At 65.2% G+C, this 19,869-nt stretch carries 17 protein-coding genes; 4 read left to right on the top strand and 13 right to left on the bottom strand.

The features are described 5' to 3' along the window. Window positions 1-24: 24 nt before the first annotated feature. The 5 genes from U1707_RS14815 to rpsB all read right to left on the bottom strand — a co-directional run bounded on the left by U1707_RS14815 (window position 25) and on the right by rpsB (window position 4,492). Window positions 25-744 (bottom strand): isoprenyl transferase, encoded by a 720-nt coding sequence (locus U1707_RS14815; RefSeq protein ID WP_332800853.1) that lies wholly within the window; start codon window positions 742-744, stop codon window positions 25-27. Between the two features lie 62 nt (window positions 745-806). Continuing rightward, window positions 807-1,364, bottom strand: a complete 558-nt coding sequence (frr, locus tag U1707_RS14810; RefSeq protein WP_131587715.1) for a ribosome recycling factor — start codon at window positions 1,362-1,364, stop codon at window positions 807-809. Between the two features lies 1 nt (window position 1,365). Beyond that, entirely contained in the window at window positions 1,366-2,094 is a 729-nt protein-coding gene (pyrH, locus tag U1707_RS14805) for a UMP kinase (protein WP_332800827.1), read from the bottom strand. A gap of 524 nt (window positions 2,095-2,618) precedes the next feature. Then, window positions 2,619-3,551 carry a translation elongation factor Ts gene (tsf, locus tag U1707_RS14800; protein ID WP_332800826.1) on the bottom strand — a complete coding sequence of 311 codons (933 nt, stop codon included), beginning with the start codon at window positions 3,549-3,551 and terminating at the stop codon, window positions 2,619-2,621. Between the two features lie 89 nt (window positions 3,552-3,640). After that, window positions 3,641-4,492 (bottom strand): 30S ribosomal protein S2, encoded by an 852-nt coding sequence (gene rpsB, locus U1707_RS14795; RefSeq protein WP_056066002.1) that lies wholly within the window; start codon window positions 4,490-4,492, stop codon window positions 3,641-3,643. Between the two features lie 325 nt (window positions 4,493-4,817). Between rpsB and U1707_RS14790 the strand changes: the two genes are divergently transcribed. Continuing rightward, window positions 4,818-5,051: a hypothetical protein gene (locus U1707_RS14790; protein WP_332800825.1), complete on the top strand. Its 234-nt coding sequence runs from the start codon at window positions 4,818-4,820 to the stop codon at window positions 5,049-5,051. Here U1707_RS14790 and U1707_RS14785 read toward each other — a convergent pair. Next, the gene (locus U1707_RS14785; RefSeq protein WP_332800824.1) at window positions 4,990-5,871 is read right to left on the bottom strand and encodes a CDP-alcohol phosphatidyltransferase family protein; all 882 of its coding nucleotides are present in this window, start codon (window positions 5,869-5,871) and stop codon (window positions 4,990-4,992) included. The two genes, U1707_RS14790 and U1707_RS14785, sit on opposite strands and share 62 nt — an antisense overlap. Next, window positions 5,868-6,596 (bottom strand): phosphatidylserine decarboxylase, encoded by a 729-nt coding sequence (locus U1707_RS14780; protein ID WP_332800823.1) that lies wholly within the window; start codon window positions 6,594-6,596, stop codon window positions 5,868-5,870. The genes U1707_RS14785 and U1707_RS14780 overlap by 4 nt, the downstream gene beginning before the upstream one ends. 179 nt (window positions 6,597-6,775) lie before the next feature. Between U1707_RS14780 and U1707_RS14775 the strand changes: the two genes are divergently transcribed. Both U1707_RS14775 and U1707_RS14770 read left to right on the top strand, forming a co-directional pair. Further along, complete coding sequence (locus U1707_RS14775) at window positions 6,776-7,996, top strand: NADP-dependent isocitrate dehydrogenase (RefSeq protein WP_332800822.1); 1,221 nt, start codon at window positions 6,776-6,778, stop codon at window positions 7,994-7,996. 235 nt (window positions 7,997-8,231) lie between these two features. Beyond that, window positions 8,232-10,010 carry a cation:proton antiporter domain-containing protein gene (locus U1707_RS14770; protein WP_332800821.1) on the top strand — a complete coding sequence of 593 codons (1,779 nt, stop codon included), beginning with the start codon at window positions 8,232-8,234 and terminating at the stop codon, window positions 10,008-10,010. A 252-nt stretch (window positions 10,011-10,262) separates the two neighbouring features. Here the strand turns inward: U1707_RS14770 and U1707_RS14765 are convergent, their stop codons facing one another. Both U1707_RS14765 and dnaE read right to left on the bottom strand, forming a co-directional pair. Further along, window positions 10,263-11,852, bottom strand: a complete 1,590-nt coding sequence (locus tag U1707_RS14765) for a long-chain fatty acid--CoA ligase (RefSeq protein WP_332800820.1) — start codon at window positions 11,850-11,852, stop codon at window positions 10,263-10,265. Window positions 11,853-11,871: 19 nt separating this feature from the next. Continuing rightward, window positions 11,872-15,390 (bottom strand): DNA polymerase III subunit alpha, encoded by a 3,519-nt coding sequence (dnaE, locus tag U1707_RS14760; RefSeq protein WP_443025706.1) that lies wholly within the window; start codon window positions 15,388-15,390, stop codon window positions 11,872-11,874. A 151-nt stretch (window positions 15,391-15,541) separates the two neighbouring features. Between dnaE and U1707_RS14755 the strand changes: the two genes are divergently transcribed. Continuing rightward, window positions 15,542-16,135 carry an HdeD family acid-resistance protein gene (locus U1707_RS14755; RefSeq protein ID WP_332800818.1) on the top strand — a complete coding sequence of 198 codons (594 nt, stop codon included), beginning with the start codon at window positions 15,542-15,544 and terminating at the stop codon, window positions 16,133-16,135. Window positions 16,136-16,380: 245 nt separating this feature from the next. Here the strand turns inward: U1707_RS14755 and U1707_RS14750 are convergent, their stop codons facing one another. Genes U1707_RS14750 through U1707_RS14735 form a run of 4 tightly spaced genes read right to left on the bottom strand, consistent with a single transcriptional unit; the run spans window position 16,381 to window position 19,406 of the window. Next, window positions 16,381-16,860, bottom strand: coding sequence for a glutathione peroxidase (locus tag U1707_RS14750; RefSeq protein WP_332800817.1), 480 nt, complete (start codon window positions 16,858-16,860; stop codon window positions 16,381-16,383). Then, entirely contained in the window at window positions 16,857-17,453 is a 597-nt protein-coding gene (locus U1707_RS14745) for a GNAT family N-acetyltransferase (protein WP_332800816.1), read from the bottom strand. Before U1707_RS14745 ends, U1707_RS14750 begins: the two co-directional genes overlap by 4 nt. Continuing rightward, the gene (locus tag U1707_RS14740) at window positions 17,450-18,163 is read right to left on the bottom strand and encodes an ABC transporter ATP-binding protein (RefSeq protein WP_332800815.1); all 714 of its coding nucleotides are present in this window, start codon (window positions 18,161-18,163) and stop codon (window positions 17,450-17,452) included. The genes U1707_RS14745 and U1707_RS14740 overlap by 4 nt, the downstream gene beginning before the upstream one ends. Continuing rightward, window positions 18,156-19,406 carry a lipoprotein-releasing ABC transporter permease subunit gene (locus U1707_RS14735; RefSeq protein ID WP_332800814.1) on the bottom strand — a complete coding sequence of 417 codons (1,251 nt, stop codon included), beginning with the start codon at window positions 19,404-19,406 and terminating at the stop codon, window positions 18,156-18,158. The genes U1707_RS14740 and U1707_RS14735 overlap by 8 nt, the downstream gene beginning before the upstream one ends. Window positions 19,407-19,869: the final 463 nt, after the last annotated feature.

Raw genomic sequence — 19,869 nt, 5'->3', positions numbered from 1 at the left:
GCGCCTTTTCAGGGTCGGTAAGGCTCACAGACCACCGTAGCGGCGCTGGCGCAGACCGAATGCCGCAACCGCATCGGCAAGCGCGGCCGCATCGAAATCGGGCCACAGCGTGTCGACGAACAGCAGCTCCGCATAGGCCGCCTGCCACAGCAGGAAGTTCGACAGGCGCTGCTCGCCCGAGGTCCGGATCATGAGGTCCAGCGGCGGCAGGTCATGCGTGTCGAGTTCGGCCTCGATGGTGCCGACGTCGATGCTCGCCGGGTCGAGCGATCCGTCGCGCGCGCGCTCGGCAAGACGCCGGGTCGCGGCGACGAGTTCGGCATGCGCGCCGTAGTTGAGCGCGATCGCGAGGATCGGGCCGGTGTTGCCCGCGGTCCGCGCGATCGCATCGTCGACCATCGTCACAAGATCGGGCGAAAAGCTGTGATAATCGCCGATCACGCGCAGCCGGACGTTCTCGCGCGCGAGTTCGTCTAGGTCGCTGCGGATGAAATGCCGGAGCAGCCCCATCAGGTCGCTGACTTCCTCGGCCGGACGGCGCCAGTTTTCCGACGAGAACGCGTAGAGCGTCAGCGCCTCGATCCCCATCGCGCGGGCTGCGCGGGTCACCTTGCGCACAGCTTCGACACCGGCCTTGTGCCCGGCGAAACGCGGCAGGAACCGCTTCTTCGCCCAACGGCCATTGCCGTCCATGATGATCGCGACATGGCGCGGCACCGCGCCGCCCGCAGGCACGGCGCCCATGGGAACAGCGGCGAGCGGCGCGGCCCCCGCCGACGCCCCAGCCGAAGCGGCGCCGAACGCCCTCACTTGCCCAGGATTTCCTTTTCCTTGGCGGTCGCGGTCGCATCGAGTTCGGCGACGACGCCGTCGGTCAGCTTCTGGACTTCAGTCTCGTGACGCTTGCGCTCGTCCTCGCTGAACACGCCCTTCTTCTCGTCGACCTTGAGCGAATCCATGCCGTCGCGACGGACGTTGCGGACCGCGATGCGGGCCTTCTCGGCATACTGGCCCGCCAGCTTGGCCAGTTCCTTGCGGCGCTCCTCGGTCAGGTCCGGAATCGGCAGGCGCAGCGTCTGGCCGTCGACGATCGGGTTGAGCCCGAGGCCGGCCGAACGGATCGCCTTGTCGGTCGGGCCGACGTTCGACTTGTCCCAGACCTGCACCGACAGCATGCGCGGCTCGGGCGCGGAGACGGTCGCGACCTGGTTCAGCGGCATCGACGAGCCGTACACCGTTACCATCACCGGATCGAGCAGTGCAGTCGACGCGCGGCCCGTGCGCAGGCCGGCGAGATCGCTCTTCAGCGCTTCGACGGCACCCGCCATGCGGCGTTCGAGATCGGTCTTGTCGTATGCGGCCATCTTAAAGCTCCTGCTCGTTCTGGACGATCGTCGACACGCCATCACCCGCCAGGACCGCGGCAAGATTGCCGGGTTCGCGGATGTTGAAGACGACGATCGGGATATTGTTGTCGCGGCACAGCGCGATCGCGCTCGCGTCCATGACCTTGAGATCGTCGGACAGCACGCGGCTGTACGACACCGTCTCGTAGCGTACCGCGTCGGGGTGCGTCTTCGGGTCGGCGTTATACACACCGTCGACCGAAGTGCCCTTGAACAGCGCGTCGCACTTCATCTCGGCAGCACGTAGCGCAGCGCCCGAATCGGTGGTGAAATAGGGGCTGCCGACACCGGCGGCGAAGATCACGACGCGGCCCTTTTCAAGGTGACGCTCGGCGCGTCGGCGGATGAAGGGCTCGCACACCGACGCCATCGGGATCGCCGACTGGACGCGGGTGTCGATGCCGATCTGCTCCAACGCGTTCTGCACGGCCAATGCGTTCATCACGGTCGCCAGCATGCCCATGTAATCGCCGGTCGCCCGGTCCATGCCGCGCGCTGCGCCCGCCATGCCGCGGAAGATGTTGCCACCCCCGACGACGATGCAGATCTCATAGCCCTTGGCTTTGATATCGGCGATCTCCTGCGCGACACGCGAGGTGACGGTCGGATCGATCGAAAGGCCGGTCGGTCCCATGAGGACCTCGCCCGACAGTTTCAGCAAAATGCGTTTGAAGCGCGGAGGCGTCATAAATCTCGAATTGTGATTGGCGGGGCGGCGCGGACCTTAGGCGGCGGGCGATTTTCACACAACCCGCTCCCGCCGGGGTATTCCTTCCTCTGGTCGGAGGAGGACAGCCGAATCCTACCTTGCAGGACGGGGGGGAGCTGTGCGCGCACGGCAAATAGGCGAAAGTGATGGGTTGCACACGCCCCTCGCCCCGCGCTTGCTGCGCAAGCTAGTCCACTCCCGGGGGAGAGGGGCAATCTATCCTTCTCACCGAGGGGAGAAGGTGGCCCGGCAGTGCTGGATGAGGGGGCGTGAGGTTCGAGACCTCGCCCCTCATCTCCGAACCAGGCACCCGGAAAAGAGAAAACGCCCACCAAACCCACTCCGTCACCCCGGACTTGTTCCGGGGTCCACCATTCCGCGTAATCACCGACCGGCGGTTTCGGGAACCATGGATGCCGGAACAAGCCCGGCATGACGGAGGGTGTTTGGCGAGCGCTCGATCTCCGATGCCCCGTCCCCGAGGGGCGAGGGAGTAAGTAGGCTTACGCCTGGGGCACGCCTGATGCGGCAGCGACTTCGGCTGCGAAGTCGGACTGCTCCTTCTCGATGCCCTCACCGAGCTGGAAGCGGACATAGTCCACCAGCTTGATCTCGGCGCCCGCGTCCTTGCCGGCCTTGGCGACGACGTCGGAGATCTTGGTCTTGCCGTCCATCACGAACAGCTGGCTGACCAACGCATGCTCCTTGCGGTACTTGGCGATGCCGCCCTCGACCATCTTGGCGATGATGTCGGCAGGCTTGCCCGACTCGGCAGCCTTTTCGGTCGCGATCGCGCGCTCGCGCTCGATCTCGGACTCGTCCAGGTCGGCTTCGTTCAGCGCCTTCGGGAACGCGGCTGCGATGTGCATCGCGAGCTGCTTGCCGAGCGTCTGGAGAACCTCGTCAGACGCCTCCGACTCGAGCGCGACGAGCACGCCGATCTTGCCGAGGCCGGGAGCCGCTGCGTTGTGGATGTACGGAACGACCGCACCCTTGCTGACTTCCAGCGTGCGCGAGCGGCGCAGCGACTGGTTCTCGCCGATCGTCGCGACGTTGTTCGTCAGGACTTCCTCGACGGTCTTGCCCGATGGCATCGCCTGCGACTTCAGCGCCTCGATGTCGCCGCCGTTCGCGAGCGCGATATGGGTTACGTCACGGACGAACGACTGGAACTGGTCGTTCTTCGCGACGAAATCGGTCTCGGAGTTCACTTCGACTGCAGCACCCTTGGTGCCCGACACGGCGACGCCAACCAGACCCTCGGCCGCGGTACGGCTGGACTTCTTGGCGGCGGCTGCGAGCCCCTTAGTGCGCAGCCAATCCATCGCCTGCTCCATGTCGCCGGCGTTCTCGCTCAGCGCCTTCTTGCAATCCATCATGCCCGCGCCGCTCTTCTCGCGCAGATCCTTGACCATTGCTGCCGTGATATCGGCCATGTCTCTAATCCTTTTTAGGTCTGAATATGGTTGCGGGCGAGGCAGAGCTTTCGCCCTACCCCGCCCGCATGACGGTTCGGCGACGACGCTTATGCGTCGATCTGGCGCTCACCCTCGGCTGCGAATTCTGCAGCGGTATCGGCATTCGCGGTTGCCTGCGCCGTGTCAGCCGTGGCTTCGACGGTCGGCTCTGCGATGGCCTCTTCCTTCGGCGGCTCGATCATCGCGCCGATGTCGGCACCGGTGCGGCGCTGCTGCTCCTGGCCGCCGCGCGTCGCTGCGATCGCGATCGCCTCGCAGTACAGGCGGATGGCGCGGGCTGCGTCGTCGTTCGCAGGAACCGGGAAGGCGATGCCATCCGGCGACACGTTCGAATCGAGGATCGCGACGACGGGAATACCCAGCGTGTTCGCTTCCTTGATCGCCAGCTCTTCCTTGTTCGCGTCGATCACGAACATCACGTCGGGAATGCCGCCCATGTCGCGGATGCCGCCGAGCGAAAGCTCGAGCTTGTCCTTCTCGCGGGTGAGCTGGAGGACTTCCTTCTTGGTCAGGCCGACGGTGTCGCCCGACAGCATTTCCTCGAGCGTCTTCAGACGCTTGATCGAGCCCGAGATGGTCTTCCAGTTGGTGAGCATGCCGCCCAACCAGCGATGGTTGACGAAGTGCTGGCCCGAGCGACGTGCGGCGTCCGCGACGGGCTCCTGCGCCTGGCGCTTGGTGCCCACGAACAACACCTTGCCGCCACCGGCAACCGCCGACGAGACGAATTCTAGCGCACGCGCGAACAGCGGCACGGTCTGCGAAAGGTCGAGGATGTGGACGCCGTTACGATCACCGAAGATGTAAGGCTTCATCTTGGGGTTCCACCGGTGAGTCTGGTGGCCGAAATGCGCGCCCGTTTCAATGAGCTGCTGCATGGAGACGACTGGAGCCGCCATAGGGATATATCCTTCCGGTTGTGCCTCTGGGAAGCGGATGACGTCGTGGCCGAATGACCGTGACGCACCGGGCTATGATGCCTCCCATGCGGGGTTAGAGGCGCGGCCCTTAGCGTGGCCTTGCCTGGAAAGCAATTGCATAAGGCACGCTTGACTCATGGAACGCAATGAGAACATAAAGGGCTCAGAGGGGAACAGATGTTCGACTCGACGCAGATTTACCCCGGAGCGACGGGATTCAAAATGCGACGAATGGAACGATGTTTCTGACCAAGTGTTTGCGGACATTAAGGTTTTGTTCGCAAGTCATAGGAAGGCGGACGTGATGTTGGTTTTGAGCTTCATGGTTTTTGCTGGTGCATTCGCGGTCGCAGGCATGATGATCGTATCGTCGATCGCCCCGCAGTGGGACCGTATCCTGCATCTGGCGCTCGGCAACGTCGAACCTGCCTTCCAGCCGCTCCGCACGTTGGCCGTTGCGGAGCGCCGGATCGCGGTCAGGCGCTGGGCCTCGACGTCGGCTCCGGTACTCGCGCGCCGCTGGAACGCTGCCGCCTGATCTTGGCGTAGCTGGCGATGCTGAACGGCATCGAGATCAGGTACAGTACGCAGACGATGCTGAGCGTATGCCACGGGGCGCTAACGATAGCCGCTCCGAGGAGTACGACGAGTGCGATCGCCTCGAAGCGGATATTGCTACGGAGCTTGACCGAACTCCACGAATAGGTGGCGATACTCGACACCATCAGCAGGGCGACGAACGCGACCCAGGGCGCCACGAAATATGGCGACGCGAACAGTGGCTCGTCGGTCCAGAACCAGAAGAACATCGGCATCAGTGCGAGGCCGGCGCCGGACGGGGCAGGAACACCGGTAAGAAAGCCCGCCGATTTATGGGGCTGATGGCTTTCGTCGATCTTGGCGTTGAAGCGCGCGAGACGTAGAGCGCAGAATACCGCGAAGATCAGCGAACATATCCAGCCGATCCGTGGCAGGGCGGTCAGCGACCAGAGATAGACGATAAGTGCAGGCGCAACGCCGAACGAGATGGCATCGGACAGCGAATCGAGCTCCGCGCCGAACCGGCTCTCGCCGTGCAGCATCCGGGCGATTCGGCCGTCGAGCCCATCCAGCACGCCCGCGACCATGATCATCGCAACGGCGCTTTCCCATTGGCCGCCGATCGCGAACCGCACGCCGCTCAGGCCCGAACACAGTGCGAGCGCCGTAACGGCGTTGGGGGCGACGGCGCGCAGCGGCAGGCCGCGCGGCGCTCGACGCGTGCGGGCAAGTCCCCGACGTGGGGTGTCGATCGGATCGGTCGATCCGTCGTCGAGACCGTTGCCGTCGATCCCGTTGCTGTCGCTGCGATCGGTCATTGCGCGATACCGCCAACCGGGATGCCACCGACGCGGCCGAGCACGGTCTCGCCTGCGATACTACGCTGGCCGATGCATATCTGCGGTACGACATGATCGGGCAGATACACGTCGACGCGGCTGCCGAACCGGATCAGGCCGATGCGCTGGCCGGCCGCGACCATGTCACCCGCCTTCACGAACCCCAGGATCCGGCGTGCGACGAGTCCGGCGATCTGCGTGAAGCCCACCCGCATGCCGTTGCGATCCTCGACCACGAAATGCTGGCGCTCGTTCTCGTCGCTGGCCTTGTCTAGGTCTGCGTTGAGGAACTTGCCCGAGATATAGACGACCTGCCGGATCGTGCCGGCGATCGGCGTGCGATTGATGTGCACGTCGAACACAGACATGAAAATCGACACCCGGACCAGCGGTGCGGTGCCGAGACCGTTTTCGCCGGCGAGTTCACGCGGGATCTGGACGCGCTGGATCATCGTGATCAGCCCGTCGGCGGGCGCGACGATCAGCCCTTCGCCCTGCGGGGTCGTGCGGATCGGATCGCGAAAGAAGGTCGCGACCCAGATCACGACGCCGACCATCGGCCAGAACAGCACGTGGCTGACGATCGTCAGCAGCAGCGTGACGCCGGTCGCGATCGCGACGTACTTATGACCCTCCGGGTGGACTGCGGGAAATCGCCATTTGACCTTGGAAGTCAGGACGGGCGGCTTGTCGAGCGATGCCATAACCGGCGGGTCTATCCGTGCAGGACCCGCGATACAACGATGAACCGGCTTTTTTGGTTCGGGTTCAATGGCTACCCAACGGTCAACCGGCAGTTGCCACAGCAGTTGCCCCAACAGTTGATCGCCACGGCGTGCTCCCCTAGACGCTCCTCAAACCCCTCCCCCCGAAGGACCCGGATATGGCGAAGATCAAAGTAAAGAATCCGATCGTGGAGATCGATGGCGACGAGATGACCCGGATCATCTGGGAATGGATCCGCGAGCGCCTGATCAAGCCGTATCTCGATATCCAGCTCGATTATTACGATCTCGGCGTCGAGCATCGCGATGCGACCGACGATCAGGTCACGATCGACAGCGCGCTCGCCACGCAGAAGCACGGCGTCGCGGTGAAGTGCGCGACGATCACGCCCGACGAGCAGCGCGTGACCGAGTTCGGCCTGAAGAAGATGTGGAAGTCGCCGAACGGCACGATCCGCAACATCCTCGGCGGCACCATCTTCCGCGAGCCGATCGTGATCAAGAACGTCCCCCGCCTGATCCCGGGCTGGACGCACCCGATCGTTGTTGGCCGCCATGCTTTCGGCGACCAGTACCGCGCAACCGACTATCTGGTCCCCGGTCCGGGCAAGCTGCGCCTCGTCTTCGAAGGCGACGACGGCACGGTCATCGACCGCGAGGTGTTCCAGTTCCCGTCGGCGGGCGTCGCGATGGCTATGTACAATCTCGACGATTCGATCCGCGATTTCGCGCGCGCATCGATGCACTACGGCCTCAACCTGAAGTGGCCGGTGTATCTGTCGACCAAGAACACGATCCTCAAGGCCTATGACGGCCGCTTCAAGGATCTGTTTGCAGAGGTGTTCGAGGCCGAGTTCAAGGAAAAGTTCAAGGAAGCCGGCATCGTCTACGAGCATCGCCTGATCGACGACATGGTCGCCAGCGCGCTCAAGTGGAACGGCGAGTTCGTCTGGGCCTGCAAGAACTATGACGGCGACGTCCAGTCGGACCAGGTCGCACAGGGCTTCGGCTCGCTGGGTCTCATGACCTCGATCCTGCTGACCCCGGACGGCAAGACCGTCGAGGCCGAGGCGGCGCACGGCACCGTCACGCGCCACTTCCGCATGCACGAGCAGGGCAAGGCGACGTCGACCAACCCGATCGCGTCGATCTTCGCATGGACCGGTGGCCTGAAGTATCGCGGCAAGTTCGACGATACGCCCGACGTCACCAAGTTCGCCGAGACGCTGGAGCGCGTCTGCGTCCAGACGGTGGAAAACGGCCACATGACCAAGGATCTCGCGATCCTGATCGGCCCGGACCAGCCCTGGATGACGACCGAGCAGTTCTTCGAGCAGGTGCGCTCGAACCTCGAAACCGAAATGGCCAACTGGGCGTAAGCTCATGCCCCGCTCCCGGTGACGGGAGCGGGGTTTTCCTTGGTCGACCTACTCCCGTCATCCTGACGAAAGTCAGGACCCCGGATTACAGATGCTGACGTTTTTGGCTCTGGGTCCTGACTTTCGTCAGGATGACGCGCGGGCGGGGGGATGCCTTCCAAACGCAAACTCCGCGCGCGCGCCGATACGCCATCACGGGTGACAATTCCCGCATGCGTCCCCTAAGGTCGCACGCATGGCATTACGGCTCGACAATCAGGGTTTCAGCGACGCGCTCGTCATTCTCGGCGCGGCGGGGCTCGTCATTCCGGCCTTTGCGCGATTCCGGGTCAGCCCGGTCATCGGCTTCATCCTGGTCGGCCTGCTGGTCGGCCCCGCGGGCCTCGGTTCGCTGACCGGCTCGGCGCCGTGGCTCTATTACCTGACCATATCGAACCCTGAATCGATCGAACCGTTCGCCGAGTTCGGCATCATATTGCTGCTGTTCTCGATCGGCCTCGAACTCTCGTTCAAGCGCCTGTGGTCGATGAAGCGACTGGTGTTCGGCACCGGCGCCGCCGAACTGATCGGCTCGGCGCTGATCATCGGCGTGGCACTCCACTTCATCGGCCAGGGATGGGCCGGCGCGATCGGGCTCGGGTTCGCCCTGGCGCTGTCGTCCACCGCCTTGGTCCTGCCGCTCGTCGGCACGACCGGCGCGGTGGGCCGCGGCGCGTTCGCGATGCTGTTGTTCGAGGATCTGGCGCTGGTTCCGATCATCTTCGTGCTGGGCGCATTGGCCCCGACTGCGAGTGCGGACGGCTGGTCGAACATCGCCGGGGTCGCGCTGCGCGGCGGGTTGACCGTGGTCGCGATGTATGGCGGCGGGCGGCTGATCCTGCCGCGGCTGTTCGGCCAGGCTGCGCGGACCAAGAGCCCCGAACTGTTCCTCGCCGCCTCGCTGCTGGTCGTCATCGTCGCCAGTGTCGCGACCACGGCCGCCGGGCTGTCGCCGATCGTCGGCGCCCTGCTCGCGGGGCTCCTCATCGCTGAAACCGAATATCACAGTGAGGTCGAGGTCATCACCGCGCCGTTCAAGGGGCTCGCGCTCGGCGTGTTCCTGATCACCGTCGGCATGAGCCTCGACCTCCGGCTGATCGCGCAGAACTGGCCGTCGTTGCTGCTCGCGGTGACGGGCGTGGTCGCGACCAAGGCGATCGTGACCTTCCTGTTCCTGCGCGTCGCAAACTCCCGGCGCGGCGTCGCGGCGGAGACGGGGTTGCTGATGGGGAGCCCGTCCGAGACGACGCTGATCGTCCTTGCCACGGCCGCCCAGGCGCAGCTGATCCTCCCCTCGACCGCGTCCTTCTGGCAGACCGTCACCGCGATCGGGCTCACGATCACACCGCTGCTGGCGAAACTCGGCCACACCGTCTCGCGCCAGATCGAGAGCCGATCGGCTGCCGATGCGGGCGATGTCGAGATCGACGACGACGGGCCCGGGACGGTCGTGATCGGCTTCGGCCGGGTCGGTCGGATGGTGGCGGATATGCTGGCGGTCCACGGGCAGAAATACGTCGCGGTCGAGGCCGATATCGATTCGGTCGAAGCCGCGCGGGCCCAGGGGCACCCGGTGCTGTTCGGCGACGTGGCACGCGCGGAACTGGTCGATCGGCTGAAGCTGCATACCGCCAAGGCGCTGATCCTGACGATGGACGATCCGGTGCTGACGGTGCGACTGACGCGGCGGGTGCGGGCTTTGGCGCCGGACTTGCCGATCGTGGCGCGTGCGCGGGATACGGCGCACGCGGCGGAATTGTATCGGGCGGGCGTCACGGATGCGGTGCCGGAGACGCTGGAGAGTTCGTTGCAACTGGCGGAGGCGGTGCTGGTCGATCTTGGGGTGGCGATGGGCCCGGTGATCGCGTCGATCCACGAGAAGCGCGACGAGTTGCGGCAGGAGATCAAGAAGGCGGCGGACATGATTGCCGAGCCGCGGATCCGGAAGGCGAAGCGGACTCCTCGGGTAGCCTAGTCCCTCTTCAAGCCCCTTTTGTCCTCACGCAAAGGCGGGAGTCCAGTCTGGGTCCCCGCCTTCGCAGGAGAACAAGGAAGGGTAAGTTGTCGTCCGCCTTCTTATTCAGAGACGGCACAAATACCGAGCCCCTCCGTCACCCCGGACTGGTTCCGGCGTCCACCGTTCCTCAAACTCGGGCGCTGAGAATGTGCGGAGCGGTGGATGCCGGAACGAGCCCGGCATGACGGAGTGTGGTTGGAGAGCTTCAGGCTAAGCCGCCAACGCAAAATCTTTGAAGCGTTCGCGCAGGGTGGTCTTCAGCAGCTTGCCCGTTGCGGTGTGGGGCAGGTCTTCGACGAACACGATCGCGTCGGGGAGCCACCATTTGGCGACGTGCTTCGCGAGGTGATCGAGGATCGCCTGTTCGGTTACCTCGCTGCCGGGCTTGCGGACGACCAGCAGCAGCGGGCGCTCGTCCCATTTCGGGTGGGGGACGCCGATCGCGGCTGCCTCCGCCACGCCGGGGCAGCCGACGGCGGCGTTCTCCAGGTCGACCGAGCTGATCCATTCGCCGCCGGACTTGATGACGTCCTTCGAGCGGTCGGTGATCTGCATCGTGCCGTCGGCGTGGAGCATCGCGACGTCGCCGGTGTCGAACCAGGATTCACCGTCAACCGCGTCCTCGTCGGCGCCGAAATAGCGCTGGACTACCCAGGGGCCGCGGACCTGAAGGCGGCCGGCGACCTTGCCGTCGCGGGGGAGGACGTTGCCCTCGTCGTCGATGATACGGAGTTCTATGCCGAAGGGGACGCTGCCCTGTTTGGTGACGAGATCGAGCCTCTCGTCGTGCGTCATGTCGTCCCAGTGCGGGGGCGCGAAGCCGGCGGTGCCGATCGGCGAGGTCTCGGTCATGCCCCAGAGGTGCTTGACGCTGGCCCCCATGCCCATGATCCGCTCGATCATCGCGCGCGGCGCCGCCGAGCCGCCGATCGTGACGAGCTTCAGATGTGCGGGCGCCTCGCCGGTCGCGTCCATGTGACCGAACATCGCGAGCCAGACGGTCGGCACGCCGGCGGAATGCGTGACCTTCTCGTCGTTCATCAGGCGGCACAGCACGGCGGGATCGTTGACCGCGGAATAGACGACCTTCGCCCCCGAGAGCGCGCAGGCGAACGGCAGGCCCCAGGCGGCGGCGTGGAACATCGGCACGACCGGCAGCACGACCGCGTTGGGGGAGAGATCGAAAACCCACGGCGCGACCTCGGCCATCGCGTGGATCATCGTCGAGCGGTGCGTGTAGAGGACGCCCTTCGGATTGCCGGTGGTGCCGCTGGTGTAGCAGAGCATGCACGGGTCGCGCTCGGGGCCTTCGACCCACGCGTAATCGCCATCTTCCGCATCGAGCATCGCCTGAAAACCGTCGGGGCCGAGATCGTCGAAGCAGATATAATGGCGGATGCTGGTCCATTGCGCGCGCAGGCGATCGACCAGCGGTTGGAACGCCTTGTCGTAGAGCATCACGCGGTCTTCGGCGTGGTTGGCGATGTAGACGAGCTGTTCGTCGAACAGCCGCGGGTTGATCGTGTGGATCACGCCGCCCATGCCGATCGTGCCGTACCAGGCGACGAGGTGGTGCGCGTGGTTCATCGCCAGCGTCGCGACCCGGTCGCCGGGGGCTACGCCGAGTTTTTCGAGCGCCTGGGCGAGTTTGCGGGCGTCGCGGGAGATGCCGGCCCAGTTCGTCCGCGTCTCGCGGCCGTCGGCCCAATAGCTGACGAGTTCCTTCGCGCCATGTTCGCGCGCCGCGTGATCGATCAGGCGGGGAACACGAAGCTTGAAATCCTGCATTCCACCTAGCATCTGCGCTCTCCCAAGCTTGTTATCCGACCAGAGCGAGCCTCGTTTCCGAGGTCTTCATCTCCACCTTGGCGACACCGTGCAACGACTCGATGTGCTCGACAAGCTCTCCGTCGAGCAGGAAGTCGCGACCCAGCAGGATGCAGACCTCGCCATCAGGCAGTTGCGCACGCACGCGAACCTCGCCGCGGGCGCCGCGATGCGCGGCGAGCAGCGAGGCGAGACCGGCGAATGCGGTCATGTCGGAGATCGTCACGATCACCTGGAAGCGGGCGTTGTTGGCGAGACCTTCGAACGGCTGGATACGCTTGATGCTGACGCGTGGCGTGTCCTCGCCCGGCTTGCGATCGAGTTCGACGGTGATCAGCCCGCAGCCGCCGGCCTTGGCCGCGTCTTCGAGATCCTTCGAGACCTGTTCGTCGAAGCAGGTCGCCATGAACTGGCCGCTGGCGTCCGAGCATTGCGCCATCATGAAGCGCTTGCCGCGCGCGGACGTGCGATACCGCGCGTCCTCGACCAGCACCGCCATCGTCGCGCCGGCGCGGCTGCCGTCGTCGGGGATGTTGAGTTCCGACAGCGCGGTGTAGGCCCGGGCGCCGTGGCTGACCGCGATGTGGCGGTGGCGATCGACCGGGTGCGCGGAGAAGTAAAAGCCGAACGCCTCCTTTTCCTGGTCCATGCGCTGGCTGAGCGTCCAGCGGACCGATGGCGGGAGCTTGATCGCGTCGCCGGCGGGTTCGGCGTCACCGAACAGGCCGCCCTGCCCGCTGGTCTTCTGTTCGTGCGTGCGCGCGGCGATCGCGAGGATGGTTTCGGCGGTGGCGTGGATGCCGGCGCGGTTCAGGTCGAGGCCGTCGAACGCGCCGGCGGCGGCGAGCGTTTCGAGCTGGCGCTTGTTGAGGAGGCGTGGGTCGACTCGCTTGGCGAGATCGTCGAGACCGGCGAACGGGCCGTTCTGGACGCGCTCGACGATGAGCTTCTCCATTGCGCCTTCGCCTACGCTCTTGAGGGCGCCTAGCGCGTAGCGAACAGCAAGATTGTTTCCCCGCGAAGGCGGGGACCCAGTCTGGGCACCCGCCTTCGCGGGTGAACATTCTGCTGGTTGAGCGTCAACATCCGCCAAAACCTCCACATCGAATTCGGCCTGGCTCGCGTTGATGCAGGGCGGCAGCGCGGTGATCCCGAGACGGCGCATGTCGTCGGTGAAGATCGCGAGCTTGTCGGTCTGGTGCAGGTCGTAGCACATCGAGGCCGCGAAGAATTCGTGCGGGTGGTGCGCCTTCAGCCACGCGGTCTGGTACGCGAGCAGCGCATAGGCGGCGGCGTGGCTCTTGTTGAAGCCGTAGCCCGCAAACTTGTCGATCAAATCGAACAGTGCGTTCGCCTCGGCCTTCTTAATGCCGTTGACGCTCAGGCAGCCCTCGACGAAGCCCGCGCGCTGCGCGTCCATCTCGGCCTTCACCTTCTTGCCCATTGCGCGGCGCAGCAGATCGGCGCCGCCGAGCGAGAAGCCCGCCAGCACCTGGGCTGCCTGCATGACCTGTTCCTGGTAGACGAAGATCCCGTAGGTCTCCGACAGGATCGGTTCGAGCAGCGGGTGCGGGTAGTCGATCGCCTCGGTGCCGTTCTTGCGGCGGCCGAACGACGGGATGTTGTCCATCGGGCCCGGTCGATAGAGCGACACGAGCGCGATGATGTCGCCGAAATTGGACGGGCGGACGGCGGACAGCGTGCGGCGCATGCCCTCCGACTCGAGCTGGAACACGCCGACCGTGTCGCCCTTTTGCAGGAGCGCGTAGACACCCGCATCGTCCCATTCGAGCGCCTCGAGATCGACCGTCACGCCGCGCTTGGCGAGCAGTTGCACCGCCTTTTGGAGCACCGACAGCGTCTTCAGGCCGAGGAAATCGAACTTCACGAGGCCGGCACCCTCGACATATTTCATGTCGAACTGGGTGACGGGCATGTCGGAGCGCGGATCGCGGTAGAGCGGGACGAGCTGAGCGAGCGGGCGGTCGCCGATGACCACGCCGGCGGCGTGGGTGGAGGAGTGGCGCGGCAGGCCTTCCAGCTTCATCGCCAGATCGAGCAGCTTCCGCACGCCGTTGTCGTTGGCGTATTCCTTCGCCAGTTCGCCGACGCCGTTGAGCGCGCGCTCCAGCGTCCAAGGGTCGGTCGGGTGGTTCGGGACCAGCTTCGCGAGACGATCGATCTGGCCGTAGCTCATCTGCAGCACGCGGCCGGTGTCCTTGAGCACCGCGCGCGCCTTCAGTTTTCCGAAGGTGATGATCTGCGCGACCTGATCGCGGCCGTATTTCTCCTGGACGTAGCGGATCACCTCCACGCGGCGGGTTTCGCAGAAATCGATGTCGAAATCGGGCATCGACACGCGTTCCGGGTTCAGGAAGCGCTCAAACAGCAGGCCGAGCTTGATCGGGTCGAGATCGGTGATCGTCAGCGACCAGGCGACGACCGAGCCCGCGCCCGAACCACGGCCTGGGCCGACCGGGATGTCGTGATCCTTCGCCCATTTGATGAAGTCCGCGACGATCAGGAAATAGCCGGGGAAGCCCATCTGGACGATCACGTCTACCTCGAACGCGAGCCGCTTGCGGTACACGTCGCGCCAGCCATCTTCGCCTTCGCCGTGGAGTTCGGTGATACGGGCTAGACGCGCTTCGAGACCGGCTTCGGCGTCGTCGCGGAGGAGCTTGGCCTCGCCCTCGATGTCACCGGCGAGGCTGGGGAGGATCGGTTTGCGGTACGGCGCCATCACCGCGCAGCGCTGCGCGACGACGAGCGTGTTGGCGATCGCCTCGGGCAGGTCGGCGAACATCTCGTGCATCACCGGCGCGGGCTTCATCCACGCTTCGGGGCAGCTGCGGATGCGGTCCTCGGTCTCGACATAGGTCGAGTGCGCGATGCAGAGCATGGCGTCGTGCGCGTCGCCGAATGCGCTCTCGGTGAAACAGCACGGGTTGGTCGCGACCAGCGGCAGGTTGCGCTCATAGGCGATGTCGATGAGGTCGGTTTCGGCCGCCGTCTCGATCGCATCGTTGCGGCGCGAGAGTTCGATGTAGAGGCGGTCGCCGAACAGGCCTTGCAGGCGGTCGAGATAGGCGCGGGCGCGGTCGGGTTGGCCTTCCGCGAAGAGGCGGGCGAGACCGCCTTCGCCGCCTGCGGTCAGGGCTAGCAGGCCTTCGGTGTGGCGTTCGAGCGCGGCGAAATCGACATGCGCGGGCATCTCGATCGGGCGGTCGAGATGCGCCATCGAGACGAGCGCGCAGAGATTGTCGTAGCCGGTCATGTTCTGCGCGTAGAGTGCGAGCCAGTCGAACTGCGTCGCGACGCCATCGGGCATGTCGGGGCGGCCGACACCGAGCATGACGCCGATGATCGGCTGGACGCCATCCTTCTTGGCGGCGTCCGAATAGGCCATCGCCGCGTAGAGCCCGTTGCGATCGGTCAGCGCGGCGGCGGGAAAGCCCAAGGCGCGCGCCTGCTTGGCGATCGCCTTCGGATCGATGGCGCCGTCGAGCATGGTGTAGCAGGAGAAAACGCGGAGGGGGACGTAACCGGAATGCATCGACCGGAGGTAGGCGCTGCGGCGTGATTCGACCAGCGGGGATGAGTCCGGTCGGAACCGCGGACACGACGAGCCGTTGCGGCGGGGACTTCTGGGAGCATTCTTCATGACCGATCCACGCGGGCACTTTGCCGATACCGAAACCACGGCTGCGGGGACGCCTCGTGCGGGGGCCGGCTGGGGGTGGATCCTGGCCTACGGCGTGCTGTCGGTGGTGCTCGGAATCATGGCGTTCGCGTCGCCGTTTTCCGCGACCTATGCTGCGACGTTGGTGATCGGGGCGTTTCTCATTGCGGCCGGGATCGTTTCGATCGTGTCAGGTTTTGCCGGCAAGGGGCATGAGGGGCGCGGCTATGCGATCGGGTTTGGGCTGGTGTCGCTCGTGATCGGGCTGATCATGGCGTTCGAGCCGGCGACAGGCGCGATTTCGCTGACGTTGCTGATTGCGGTTTGGCTGGGTGTTCGTGGGGCGTTGGAGATTGGGCTTGGGGCGCGGTTTCGGCGGGGCAGGGGGCTGATGATCGCGCTGGGTGCGGTGAACATCGTGCTGGCGGTGATCGTGCTGGCGACGCTGCCTTGGTCGGCGTTGACGTTGCCGGGGTATGTTCTGGGGATCAGCTTCTTGTTTGGTGGGGTGACTTCGGTTGCTTCGGCGTTGGCGCATAAGAAGGGTGCACCGGCTTTCTCGGTGACCGCCTGACTTTCCCCGCGAACTGCTTGTTCTCCCGCGAAGGCGGGAGCCCAGTCTGGGCCCCCGCCTTCGCGGGGGAACAAGCTTGTTTCGGGATACGCCAGCTTATCCCCTCAAGCACCACCCCGGCGGAGGCCGGGGCCCAATTGGAGAGGTCGCAGCAACGAAACGCAGCGGTCTCCACCGCTGTGCCCCAATTGGGCCCCGGCCTTCGCCGGGGTGGTAGTGAAAGTGCGGGGTGGTAGGTCGAGGCGCTAAAGCAGCTTCTCGATATCCTTGCGAATGTCCTCGGGCTTGGTCGTCGGCGCATAGCGATCCACCACCGCACCATCGCGGCCGACGAGGAACTTGGTGAAGTTCCACTTGATCGCCTTCGACCCCAGCACCCCCGGCGCATCCGACTTCAGCCGCTCGAACAGCGGGTCAGCCCCTGCCCCGTTGACGTCGATCTTCGCGAACACCGGAAACGTCACGTCGTAGGTCAGCGTGCAGAAGTTCGCGATCTCCGCTGCGTCGCCCGGCTCTTGCCCGCCGAACTGATTGCAGGGGAACGCGAGCACTTCGAACCCCCGATCGGCATAGTCGCGGTGCAGCGCTTCGAGGCCATCATATTGCGGGGTGAAGCCGCATTTCGAGGCGGTGTTGACGATCAGCAGCACTTTGCCGCGATACGGTTCTAGCGAAGCCGCACTGCCGTCGGCGCTCTTAACGGTGAAGTCGGTGATCGCGGTCATGGGCGGTCCTCGTTTCGGGCCAGCAGATACGCCAGGTTCTGACGGACGCCGGGCCATTCGTGGCGGAGGATGCTGTAGACGACGGTGTCGCGCAAGCGGCCATCGGCCATCACCTGGTGCCCGCGCAACACGCCGTCGCGCTTGGCGCCGAGGCGTTCAATCGCGGCTTGCGACCGCTTGTTGAGCGAGTCGGTGCGGATCTGGACGCATTCGCAGCCGAGGGCGTCGAAGGCGTGGGTCAGCAGCATCAGCTTGGCTTCGGTGTTGACGCCGGTGCGCTGTACGGATTTGGCGTAGAAGGTGCCGCCGATCTCGAGCCGCTTGTTCGGCTCGTTCATCCGCATGAACCGAGTCGTGCCGACGACGGTCCCGCCAGCCACCACCGCGAACAACCGCGCCCGCCCAAAGTCCTGCTCGCGCAACGCGGCGGCGAGCCAGCGGTCGGGCGCCTTCATCATCGCGACGTTGGCGTAGAATGTGTCCCAGAGGTTGTCGGCCGACGCCGCCGCGACCAGCGCGTCCATGTCGTCGGCGACCAAAGGGCGGAGCGTGACGTGACGCCCGGTCAGCGTCGGCGTCTCGCCCCAGGTCACGCTAGCCGTCCCTCATGCAATCGCAGCACGCGGTCCATACGGGCCGCGAGCCGCTCGTTGTGCGTCGCGACCACAGCGGCAGTGCCCTGTTCGCGGACCAGGCGGATGAATTCGGCGAAGACGATGTCGGCGGTGTGTTCGTCGAGATTGCCGGTCGGCTCGTCCGCCAGCACCAGCGCGGGCTTGTTGGCCAGCGCGCGGGCGACCGCGACGCGTTGCTGCTCGCCGCCGGAGAGCTGGCTCGGGCGGTGCGTCAGGCGGTGGCCGAGACCGAGTTGCGTCAACAACTCCGCTGCCCGCCGGTCCGCCTCGACCCGCGTCGCGCCGTGAACGAGCTGCGGGAGGACGACGTTCTCGGTCGCGTTGAAGTCCGGCAGCAAATGGTGGAACTGATAGACGAAGCCGAGGCGGTCGCGGCGTACCACGGTGCGCTCATGCGCGTTGAGCTTCGACGCCTCGGTCCCGGCGATCCGGATCGATCCCTCGAAGCCGCCTTCGAGCAGGCCCACGGCTTGCAACAGCGTCGACTTGCCCGAACCCGATGGCCCGAGCAGCGCGACGATCTCGCCCGGTGCGATCGCGAGGTCGACGCCGCGCAGGACTTCGATGGTCGCGCCGCCTTGCGTGAAGCTTTTGGTCAGCCCGCTGGTCTGGAGGACGTAATCGTCGAACTTCTCGATCTGGCGGTCGATACGAAGGCCTTCATTCATAACGCAGCACCTGCACGGGGTCGGTACTCGCCGCTTTCCAGGCCGGATAGAGCGTCGCGAGGAAGCTGAAGATCAGCGCCATCAGCGCGATCACGACAATCTCGACGGGATCGGTCTTCGACGGGAGTTCGGTAAGGTAGCGGATCGATGGGTCCCACAGGTTCTGGCCGGTGAGGAGCTGGACGAAGTTCACCACGCCCTGCCGGTAGAACAGGAAGATGAAGCCGAGCACGAGGCCCGCGACCGTGCCGAGCGCGCCGATGGTGGTGCCGACGACGATGAAGATCCGCATCATCGAGCCGCGCGTCGCGCCCATCGTGCGCAGGATCGCGATGTCGCGGGTCTTGGCGCGGACCAGCATGATCAGCGACGACAGGATGTTGAACACCGCGACCAGGATGATGATCGACAACACGGTGAACATCGCGACACGCTCGACCGCCAGCGCCTCGAACAGCTGCGCGTTCATCGTCCGCCAGTCGGCGATCACCGCGTTGCCGCCGATCTTGTCCGCAAGCGGCTTCAGGATCTCGCCGACCTTGTCCGCATCGACCGTCTTCAGCTCGACCATGCCGGCCGCGTCGCCCATCAGGAGGAGCGTCTGCGCGTCCTCGATCGGCATAATGATATACGCCTTGTCGTAATCATAGACGCCGATCTCGAAGATCGCGCCGACCGTGTAGCTGACGATCCGCGGCACCGTGCCGAACGGCGTCGTCTGCCCCTGCGGACTGAACAGCGAGATCTCCGAGCCGACTTGCGCGCCGAGCGACTCGGCCAGCCGCGAACCGATCGCGATCCGCCCGCTGCCTTGCGTGATCGACTGGAGCGACCCCATTACGATCTTGTTGCTGATCGTCGAGTTGCGGCGAATGTCGTCGACGCGCATGCCACGCACCAGCACCGCCTCGGCGCGGCCGTTATAGGTGGCGGCGAGCGGCTGTTCGATCAGCGGCAACGCACTCGTCACGCCCGGCGTCTTCTGCGCCTGTGCGACGATCTCGCGCCAGTCGGGCAGCTTGCCGCCGACGCCCTGCACCACCGCATGGCCGTTGAGCCCCACGATCTTGTCGAACAGCTCGGCGCGAAAGCCGTTCATGACGCTCATCACGATCACCAGCGCGGCGACGCCGAGCATCACCGCGACCAGGCTGATCGAGGCGACGAGGAAGATGAACGCCTCGCCCTTGCCCGGCAGCAGATAGCGGCGGGCTATCATCCGTTCGTAGCGGGACAGGATCATGGGCAGCCGGGTTCGCTCGTTAGGGAAGCAGTGCATCGGCTCTAGGACGCGGCCCGTTGCGAGGCAACTGTCAGGCCGCCCACGTAGCGGCGCGGCGCTGCCACGAAACAGCCGGGGTTAGTCCCGATCCGGCAGTGTCTAGATTGGTCTGTTGCGAAATCGCCACAGCGCCGGTCCAATCGTCGAGCCCCGTGCGCAAAGACCGTGACAAAATCCACCGACATAACTAGCAACAAACTCGCTGAGACACAGGCAACGGCCGTGGTTCGGGGACTGCTTTTCCGCTCCGTCGCAAGACGAAGAGCGAGAGCGAAAAAATGGGGGCTGACGAGCGATCGTCACGCAGGCGCCCGGATCGGCAACGGTCCGGGCGTTTGCTTGTTCAACGCAGTTCATCTCGATATCTTTACTTCAGCAATACTCTGCGGGCGTTGCGCATTGCCAATATCGGCTGAGCAGCGTG

The sequence above is a fragment of the Sphingomonas sandaracina genome, assembly GCF_036663695.1.
In the GTDB taxonomy this organism is placed as follows: Bacteria; Pseudomonadota; Alphaproteobacteria; order Sphingomonadales; family Sphingomonadaceae; genus Sphingomonas.
Note: the sequence above shows the minus strand (reverse complement) of the source record. Positions and strands in the feature narration are given on the sequence as shown.